The organism is Moraxella sp. CTOTU48841, from assembly GCF_032061225.1.
GTDB lineage: Bacteria > Pseudomonadota > Gammaproteobacteria > Pseudomonadales > Moraxellaceae > Faucicola > Faucicola cinerea.
Map to the genome: position 1 here is coordinate 63,902 of NZ_DAMBFQ010000010.1, position 9,182 is coordinate 73,083.

The 9,182-nt window shown below is 44.4% G+C and carries 7 protein-coding genes and 1 pseudogene; 7 read left to right on the top strand and 1 reads right to left on the bottom strand.

The features are described 5' to 3' along the window. The first annotated feature begins 200 nt into the window (after positions 1-200). From cysT to RT034_RS09460, 3 genes and pseudogenes are all read left to right on the top strand, one after another. A complete protein-coding gene (gene cysT / locus RT034_RS09450; RefSeq protein ID WP_409566365.1) occupies positions 201-1,112 on the top strand; it encodes a sulfate ABC transporter permease subunit CysT in 912 nt (303 codons plus the stop codon). Next, complete coding sequence (cysW, locus tag RT034_RS09455) at positions 1,109-1,963, top strand: sulfate ABC transporter permease subunit CysW (RefSeq protein ID WP_224053998.1); 855 nt, start codon at positions 1,109-1,111, stop codon at positions 1,961-1,963. Before cysT ends, cysW begins: the two co-directional genes overlap by 4 nt. A gap of 41 nt (positions 1,964-2,004) precedes the next feature. Beyond that, positions 2,005-2,715: pseudogene (locus RT034_RS09460) on the top strand (sulfate/molybdate ABC transporter ATP-binding protein); the annotation flags it as partial. A 198-nt stretch (positions 2,716-2,913) separates the two neighbouring features. Here the strand turns inward: RT034_RS09460 and sat are convergent. Continuing rightward, positions 2,914-4,170: a sulfate adenylyltransferase gene (gene sat / locus RT034_RS09465; RefSeq protein WP_313016129.1), complete on the bottom strand. Its 1,257-nt coding sequence runs from the start codon at positions 4,168-4,170 to the stop codon at positions 2,914-2,916. A 267-nt stretch (positions 4,171-4,437) separates the two neighbouring features. On the opposite strand from sat, the gene RT034_RS09470 reads away from it, so the two are divergent. The 4 genes from RT034_RS09470 (at position 4,438) to cysG (ending at position 9,070) form a co-directional block, all read left to right on the top strand. Beyond that, positions 4,438-6,147 (top strand): nitrite/sulfite reductase, encoded by a 1,710-nt coding sequence (locus tag RT034_RS09470; RefSeq protein WP_313016131.1) that lies wholly within the window; start codon positions 4,438-4,440, stop codon positions 6,145-6,147. Positions 6,148-6,150: 3 nt separating this feature from the next. Beyond that, entirely contained in the window at positions 6,151-6,726 is a 576-nt protein-coding gene (locus RT034_RS09475; protein WP_313016133.1) for a DUF934 domain-containing protein, read from the top strand. Positions 6,727-6,945: 219 nt separating this feature from the next. Further along, positions 6,946-7,581, top strand: a complete 636-nt coding sequence (locus RT034_RS09480) for a phosphoadenosine phosphosulfate reductase domain-containing protein (RefSeq protein WP_219332841.1) — start codon at positions 6,946-6,948, stop codon at positions 7,579-7,581. Positions 7,582-7,669: 88 nt separating this feature from the next. Continuing rightward, the gene (gene cysG / locus RT034_RS09485; RefSeq protein ID WP_313016137.1) at positions 7,670-9,070 is read left to right on the top strand and encodes a siroheme synthase CysG; all 1,401 of its coding nucleotides are present in this window, start codon (positions 7,670-7,672) and stop codon (positions 9,068-9,070) included. Positions 9,071-9,182: the final 112 nt, after the last annotated feature.

Genomic DNA, 9,182 nt, shown 5'->3' on the forward strand with positions numbered 1-9,182 from the left:
GCTCTGGTTTTTTATTCTAGCTAAGAATATTTAAAGCGCATAAATATAGTTTGGAAAATCAAAATGAGATGGTACTATAGCCGTGCTTAAGATTTTGGTTACAGAGCTTTTTGTATCTTTATTTTTGAATTTTTATTTTTCTATGTTTATTATTCTAAATTCTGACGTTGCCTACCGATTATTAGTAAAGGAAGTCCTGCATGGCAAGCATCAATGCTAACCATCAAGCCGATTTAACATCAAACAATCAGCCTAAAACACCCATTTCACCCTTAAAACGCAATAAAAAGCGCCATATCATGCCGTTTTTTAATTTGAGTTTGGGCATTAGTGTGTTGGCATTGTCGATTATCGTGCTGTTGCCATTTGTGGCAATGGTAATGACGGCCGCCGATATTGGCGTGGCAGGGTTTATCAAAACCATTACCGAGCCGCGCGTCAAGGCAGCGATTGAACTGTCACTAAAAATGTCATTGCTAGCGACATTGACCAATTTGGTGTTTGGTACGCTGATTGCATGGGTGTTGGTGCGCTATGAGTTTTGGGGAAAGTCGATTTTAAATGCGCTGGTGGATTTGCCCTTTGCCTTGCCAACGGCGGTAATGGGTATTTCGCTAGCAACGTTATATGCGCCCAATGGTTTAATCGGGCAGTTTTTTGCGCCATTCGGCATTAAAATTGCTTTTACTCCCATTGGTATTTGGTTGGCGCTGATTGTGGTGAGTTTGCCGTTTATTGTGCGTGCGGTGCAACCTGTGCTTGCGGAGCTGTCGCCAGAATATGAAGAGGCGGCATCGGTGCTAGGCGCTGGTAGATTGACAACTTTTAGACGGGTCATCTTGCCAGAGTTATATCCTGCCTTGCTGATGGGCTCGGGCATGATGTTTGCGCGGGCGACGGGGGAGTATGGCTCGGTGATTTTTATTGCGGGTAATTTACCGATGAAGTCTGAGATTTTACCGTTAATCATTATTGGTAAGCTTGAAAGTTTTGATGTGCAAGGCGCTGCTGCGGTTGCTTTGTTTATGTTGATGATTTCGTTTGTGATTTTATTTGCCATTAATGCCTTGCAGTGGCTATTTACCAAACGTATGGGCGGGGCAAGTGTATGATAGACAGCAGCCAATATCCTTACCAAACCCAAGCCGCAACCCGTGAGCCAAAATGGCTACGTTATACCTTAATTGGCATTGCGGTGGCGTTTATGACGCTGATGCTAGTGATTCCGCTGATATCAGTGTTTTATGAAGCCTTAAAATCTGGCTGGCAGTTGTATGTGGCTGCCTTGACCGATCACGAGGCATTATCGGCCATCAAGCTTACTTTGATTACGGCACTGATTGTGGTGCCGATTAATACGGTGATTGGGATTGCATTAGCCTGGCTATTGACCCGATTTGATTTTAAAGGTAAACAATTCCTCACCACGCTGCTAGATTTGCCATTTTCGGTGTCACCTGTGGTCGCAGGCTTGATGTTTGTGGCACTACTGGGCGCCAATACGTGGCTTGGTGGCTGGCTAGAATACTTTGGTTTTCAAGTGATTTTTGCCATTCCTGGTATCGTGCTTGCCACCATGTTTGTGACTTTTCCATTTGTGGCGCGTGAAGTGATTCCGCTGATGCAGTCGCAAGGCAGTAGTGAAGAGCAAGCGGCATTAACACTCGGTGCCTCAGGCTGGCAAATGTTTTGGCGGGTGACGCTGCCCAATATCAAATGGGCATTGCTATACGGTATTATTTTGACCAATGCCCGTGCGATGGGTGAGTTTGGCGCGGTGAGTGTGGTCTCAGGTCATATCCGCGGTGAAACCAATACCATGCCGCTATTGGTTGAGATTGCTTACAATGAATACAACATGACGGCGGCGTTTGCGTTGTCGAGTTTGTTGGCGTTGTTGGCGCTCGTTACCTTAATCGTGCAGCAGGCGTTGACTAAACGTCAGTCTGGCAATGATGAATAACATTGATGCAATTTAAAAAGTAAAAAAGTTAAGAGAATACCATGAGTATTGAAATCCGTGATATCACCAAACAGTTTGGTCAATTTACTGCACTACAACCGATTAATTTAACCGTACCGACGGGCAAATTAACCTCGCTCTTGGGACCTTCAGGCTGTGGTAAGACAACCTTACTGCGTATCATCGCAGGGCTTGAGCTTGCCGATACGGGGCGTATTTTATTTGATGGTGAAGATGTGACCGATGTCCCTGTCCAGCAGCGTCATATCGGCTTTATGTTCCAGCATTACGCGTTATTTCGCCATATGACCGTGTTTGATAACGTGGCGTTTGGCTTGACCGTCATGCCAAAAAACAAACGCTTAAGCAACGCGGAAATCAGCAAAAAGGTCAATTATCTGCTGGAGCTCGTGCAACTATCCCAAACCGCAAAAAAATACCCGCATCAACTCTCAGGCGGGCAGCGTCAGCGTATTGCATTGGCGCGTGCGTTGGCGGTAGAGCCAAAGCTGTTGTTACTCGATGAGCCATTTGGCGCACTCGATGCCAAGGTACGTAAAGAATTACGCGCTTGGCTGCGCTCAATTCATCATGAGCTTGGTGTCACCAGTATTTTAGTGACCCATGACCAAGAGGAAGCGGCAGAATTATCCGATGAAATTGTGGTGATGAACCAAGGTCAAATCGTGCAAATTGGGGATTATGAGACGCTAGTCAATCATCCCTCGAATCATTTTGTTGCCAATTTTCTGCAAGATTCGCACGTCGAATATGTGATTTAGCTTAGTTAAATTTAGCCTTAATTAAATTTAGCTTAGTTAAGCAATAAAAAAAGAAGCCGCGTGCTTCTTTTCTATTTATTGCAAATTTTTTTGCTAAATGTTGGATAAAAAAAAGGGTATTATGACATACCCTTTTTATCGATTAATAAGCGTTAAACCGCGCAATAATTATTTTGCAGAGTGACCGGTTAGCTCAACTTTATGTTTTTGATGATCTTCTAAGCCTTCATAGTAGTTACGAAGTACCGCTAACACTTCTGGACGGCTGAAGTTATCAGGCACGTCTTCCCCTTCCGATAAGGCTTTACGCAATTTGGTACCTGAGACTTTGACATGATGGCTGGCATCGTGTGGACACGTTTTGGTCGATGCCATCGAGTCACAAGCGTCACACCAGAATGTCCAGTCAATTTTTAACGGTTGGGTAATTAAATCATTCGGTTTAAGTGTATCAAAAATATGCTGCGCATCAAACGCGCCATAGTAATCACCCACGCCTGCATGGTCACGCCCGACAATCAAATGGCTACAACCATAGTTTTGACGGAATAAGGCATGTAGTAACGCTTCACGCGGACCTGCATAGCGCATATCCAGTGGATAGCCTGCTTGGATGACGGTGTCTTTACGGAAGTAATGGTCGATTAATGTACCAATGGCTTCTTGGCGTACATCTGCAGGAATATCCCCAGGTTTTAATGCGCCAAGCAATGAATGAATGAGTACGCCATCACAGATTTCAATGGCGATTTTGGCAAGGTATTCATGTGAGCGGTGCATCGGGTTACGGGTTTGGAAGGCAGCGACGGTTTTCCAGCCATTTTGAGTAAAGATGTCACGGGTTTGTGCCGGGGTCAGGTAGATATCACCATATTTGCTCGGGAATTCGCCTTCACTTAACACCACCACATCGCCCGCTAGGTTGACATCACCTTGCGCCATCACCATGGCAACGCCGGGATGCTCAAGTTCTGTGGTGCCAAAGACAGTTTGGCATTCGTGCGCTTTATCAATGCGGTATTTTTCGCTTAAGGTCAAAATCCCCATGATTTCGCCTTGGTATTCCAGCGCAATGTCATCGCCTAGATTTAGCGTATCGGCAGTGGCAGTATCGGTCGATAGGGTAATAGGAATGGGCCAAAACACGCCCGCATTGTCGCCAGTGGTTAAATGCATATTGTCACATACGCTTTGCCAGTCTGCTTGGTTCATAAAACCATCTAGCGGGGTAAAGCCGCCAATACCGAGCATAATCAAATCACCGGCTTCACGGGAGCTGATTTGGATTTTTGGCAGATTTTTGGCTTTTTGCTGGGCAGCGGTTAGCGCATCGCCTTGGAGTAATTTTTCTTTTAATGTGTCACTACCGTGTGGTGGGACCAGTTGGCTTAGAGAATGGAGAGTTGAAGTGGCGCTTTGGCTCATCGGATTTCCTATATTAGCGGGTCAAAATTAACCTGTCAAAAAAACAGACGGTTCAAAAAAATTAAGGTAGCGTATAATAGAATATTGCAGTTCGCAATAATAAATGCAGTAATTCGATATATTTATGTAAAAATGGAATTTACTAAAAACCCCTTGGGCATTTATGATAGGCAGGTTAAAATTTCACCCAGTTGAAATAGCTGCAAAAGCTAAAAGTTTTAAATTCACTTTGTAATTAGAATTTGTCTTAGTGACATAGGAATCCGCATGTATAAATACAACGCAATTGACCAACAATTGGTAGATGATCGGGTCGAGCAGTTTCGCGACCAAACCCGACGTTTTTTGGCTGGCGAGCTCAGTGAAGAAGCGTACTTGCCATTACGCCTGATGAACGGTCTATATATTCAGCGTCATGCGCCGATGCTTCGCGTGGCGATTCCTTATGGTCTGCTTGCGACGTATCAACTGCGTAAACTTGCCGACATCAGCGAAAAATACGACCGTGGCTATGGTCATATCACCACCCGTACCAATATGCAATTTAACTGGCCAAAATTAGAAGAAGTGCCCGATATTTTGGCAGAATTGGCATCGGTACAAATGCATGCGATTCAAACCTCAGGTAACTGTATCCGCAATACTACTACCGACCAGTTTGCCGGTGTGACGGCTGATGAAATTGCCGATCCGCGCCCGTATTGTGAAATCATCCGCCAATGGTCAACGTTTCACCCAGAATTTACCTATTTACCGCGTAAATTTAAAATCGCGGTTATCGGTACCCGATCAGACCGTGCCGCGACTCAGCTGCATGACATTGGCCTGCATGTCGTCAAAAATGACGCAGGTGACATTGGCTTTGAAGTGATTGTGGGCGGTGGTCTAGGGCGCACCCCTGTGATTGGTAAAGTGATTCGTCCGTTTTTACCTGAACGCCATTTACTCTCTTATTTAGATGCCATCTTACGTATCTACAACCAATATGGTCGCCGTGACAACAAATACAAAGCCCGTATCAAGATTTTGGTAGAAAGTATGGGCGCCGAAGAGTTTTCACGAATCGTGGAAGAAGATTGGCAAAAACACAATAAAGACGGTGCGTTAACACTGACGGCTGCGCAAATTGAACACGCCAAAACCTACTTTCCACAGCCAGCGTACCAAACATTTAGCCAACAACAATTGCAAGCTAGCCAAGACAAACTGGCTGCCCAGTTTGAAGATAGCGAGTTTGTGCGTTGGTTTAACCAAAATACCCGCGAGCATAAAGTCAAAGGCTATCACGTGGTGATTATCTCACTGAAACACTTTATGCAAGACACTGGCGATATCACCGCCACCCAAATGCGCGTGGTGGCTGATTTGGCGGATAAATACAGCTTTGGTGAAGTGCGCGGCACCCATCATCAAAACTTGGTGCTCACGGATGTCAAACTTGAAGAAGTATATGACGTCTATCAGGTGCTCAAACAATACGACCTGGCCCGCCCAAATATTGGCTTATTGACGGATATTATCTCATGCCCAGGCTTTGACTATTGCTCATTGGCCAATGCTAGCACCTTAAATATCGTCAACCAAGTCAATCAATATTTCCAAGATGCAGACTTTGTCCATGATATTGGTGAGATTCGTCTAAATATGTCAGGCTGTATGAATGCCTGTGCGCATCATCATGTTGCAGATATCGGTATCTTGGGTGTGGATAAAAAGGGCGAGCATTGGTACCAAATCTCGCTTGGTGGTAGATCGGGTCAAAACGCCAAATTAGGCGATATTTTGGGTAAATCCGTACCTGTCGATGCGGTTGCGGCGACAGTGGATGATATCCTGCAAGTCTATCTTAAATACCGTCAAGCGGCGGATACCGATTTTGGTAGTGAAACATTTGCCGAAGTTGTTGATCGTATCGGCATTGAGCCATTTAAAGAGTATGTATATCGTGACAAATCAGAACAGCCGGTGGAGGGATAAGCCATGGCACTCATTAACCAAAGCCAAGTGATTGATAATGTAAAGTCAGTGAGCGTGAGTATTCATGAGCAAAAAATCGAGCATATCGACCCATCCCAGTATGCCTTAGATATCACTGAAATTTTGGTGGACTATCGCCCTGTCGAATTTAGCGAGAAAAATCCACCAAAACCGCAGCTAGAAGTGGATGATTTGGTAGCATTATCCAATCGGTTGGGCGATAAAAAACTGGGTATTATTTTATCGGGCGCTAGTGATTATCAGTTTTTGCAACAGGACTTTGTCAAAGTGATGCCGCTATTGTCCGTGATTGTGATTGATTTTCATGGTTTTCGTGATGGACGCGGTTATAGTTTGGCGCAAAAAATCCAGCAACACCCCAGTTATAACCCCGCTATTGTGTTGCGCGCTAGCGGTGATATCTTGCCAGATACGTTGCAGCTACTTACCGAAGTAGGATTTAATGAGTTTGATATTAATGACAGCGATTTTAACCCCAGTTGGTTTGATTATTTTGTCGATATCAAACACCGTTATACAGGCCGCAGTGTGACGCAATTACCGATTTTTGCCAATTAATTATTGAATCATGCCAAGATTGAGCGAATCTAAGGGTTCGCTTTTTTAATGTTAGCCAGGTGCTACCTTGTCGTTTCTAACTTCTGGTTTTTGCATTTCAAGTTAATTTGTTAATTCTAAATTTTCATAATAATATCATTAAAAATCATTTTTTAAACATCGCATAATTGATTAGCATAGCGTATCCCAATTTTTGACCATAAAACATTAGGAAATCCAATGAGCAATAAATTAAATATCGACCTAGACAAAGCCAATGCAGAATTGAACGGCAAAACCCCAGAAGAAATCATTGCTTGGGCACTGGCACAAGGTAGTAATCCTATCATCACTACCAACTTTCGCCCTTATGAAGTGGTACTGTTAGAGATGGTTGCCAAACAACGTCCTGATATCAAAGTATTGTTCGTCGATTCTGGCTACAACACGGAAGCGACTTATCGCCACGCCCAAGATTTGATTAAACGCCTAAACTTAAACGTGATTACCTACTTGCCGCAACAAACCGCAGCTTGGCGTGATGTCGAGTTCAATGGTGTACCTAGCGTGAACAACCCAGCGCACGCAAAATTCACTGAGCAAGTTAAACTTGAGCCATTTGGACGTGCGTTAAAAGAAATTGCCCCTGATGTATGGATTAATGCGATTCGTAAAGACCAAACAGAATTTCGTCAATCGCTTGACGTGTTGTCAGAAAGCAAAGACGGCGTGTTAAAAGTAGCGCCATTGTTCCATTGGTCAGAAGATGACTTAGAAGCTTACTTAAAAGAGCATGATTTGCCAAATGAACATGACTACTTTGACCCAACCAAAGTTGAAGAGAACCGTGAATGTGGTCTACACACACAATTATAATTTTTGATCGGCAGTATGTATGAAAATGTTAAGCTGAACTTCGGTTCAGCTTAATTGTTCTTGTCACTATCTAATGTTGAGAATGTCTATGAATACCTTACCGCTATTTTTTAAATTAGAAAATCGCCCTGTACTCGTGGTTGGCGGTGGGGAAGTGGCACTGCGTAAAGCGGATTTGCTTGATAAAGCGGGTGCTACTATCACCTTTGTCGCACCCAGCTATGAGCCAAGGCTCACCGCGCAATTTAGCGATTCTCGTCATCAATTGATTAATGATGTTTATCACCAAAAATATTTGGATAAACAAACCATTGTCATTGCTTGTACCGATGATGAAACGGTGAATGCGCAGATTTTTCATGACTGTGAAGCCCGTTTTATCCCAGTCAATGTCGTCGATAATCCACCGCTATGTACCTTTATCTTTCCTGCTATCGTTGACCGCAATCCGATTACCATTGCAGTGTCCAGTGCAGGTAAAGCACCAGTGCTGGCAAGACTGCTGCGAGCCAAAATCGAAACAGTCGTGCCACCGCAGTATGGCGAATTGGCAGGGCTGGCCGGTAAATTTCGCGATAAAGTGAAAGCTGCATTGCCCAATGTGACGGCTAGACGCAAGTTTTGGGAGCAAGCCTTTGAAGGACAAGTCGCAGAATCGGTATTTGAAGGCAATACAAATAGCCTAAGCAAAGCTAAAAGCCAACTTGAAACTTTGCTACAGCAGCACGTCAACAACCAGCCGACAGATAAAGCAAAGCTTGGCAAAGTGTATATTGTGGGCGCAGGGGCAGGCGATCCTGATTTGCTAACCTTTAAAGCGCTACGATTGATGCAACAAGCGGATGTGGTATTTTATGATAATTTGGTTTCAGCGCAGATTCTCGATCTATGCAGGCGTGATGCCACCAAAATCTACGTCGGCAAAAAAGCCAGTGATCATGCGGTAAGGCAAGAAAAAATCAATGAGCTACTCGTGGAACAGGCGCAGCAAGGAAAACGCGTGTTACGTCTCAAAGGTGGCGACCCGTATGTATTTGGGCGTGGCGGCGAAGAAGCCGAGCAATTGGTTGCCGCTGGGATTGAGTTTGAAGTCGTGCCTGGCATTACCGCAGCCACCGCGGCAGCAAGCTGTGCCGGTATTCCATTGACTCACCGTGCGTATGCGCACTCTGTCAAGTTCGTCACCGCCTCTCTTAAGACAGATACCATCAATGAAGACTTTGCCAGCTGGCTTGATGATAACCAAACCGTGGTTTTTTATATGGGGTTAAAGCAGCTGGATAAACTGACGAGTGGTTTGATTAACGCAGGAAAAAACCCAAGTACACCGATTGCGATTGTGTCCAATGCCAGCTTGCCGCATCAGCAAGTATTGACAGGCACGCTTGAGACCATCGTGGCAAAACAACGTGAGGCGAACTTGCCCGCCCCAGCGATTTTGATTATGGGCAATGTAGTTAAGCTACATCACAGACTTAATAAACGATAGCAATCTTTAATTGATGAGGTATGGCAGTTAAAAAAGCTTGCAGATTGTGGTAAATACTTATACCTTAGATATCCGTTAGAAAAATTAACAAATTGGTCAGATAACAAAAATA

Bases quoted from the DNA above. Each gene is read 5' to 3' on its own strand.
- cysT (WP_409566365.1), top strand. From the start codon at position 201: ATGGCAAGCATCAATGCTAACCATCAAGCCGATTTAACATCAAACAAT.
- cysW (WP_224053998.1), top strand. From the start codon at position 1,109: ATGATAGACAGCAGCCAATATCCTTACCAAACCCAAGCCGCAACCCGT.
- sat (WP_313016129.1), bottom strand. From the start codon at position 4,170: ATGAGCCAAAGCGCCACTTCAACTCTCCATTCTCTAAGCCAACTGGTC.
- RT034_RS09470 (WP_313016131.1), top strand. From the start codon at position 4,438: ATGTATAAATACAACGCAATTGACCAACAATTGGTAGATGATCGGGTC.
- RT034_RS09475 (WP_313016133.1), top strand. From the start codon at position 6,151: ATGGCACTCATTAACCAAAGCCAAGTGATTGATAATGTAAAGTCAGTG.
- RT034_RS09480 (WP_219332841.1), top strand. From the start codon at position 6,946: ATGAGCAATAAATTAAATATCGACCTAGACAAAGCCAATGCAGAATTG.
- cysG (WP_313016137.1), top strand. From the start codon at position 7,670: ATGAATACCTTACCGCTATTTTTTAAATTAGAAAATCGCCCTGTACTC.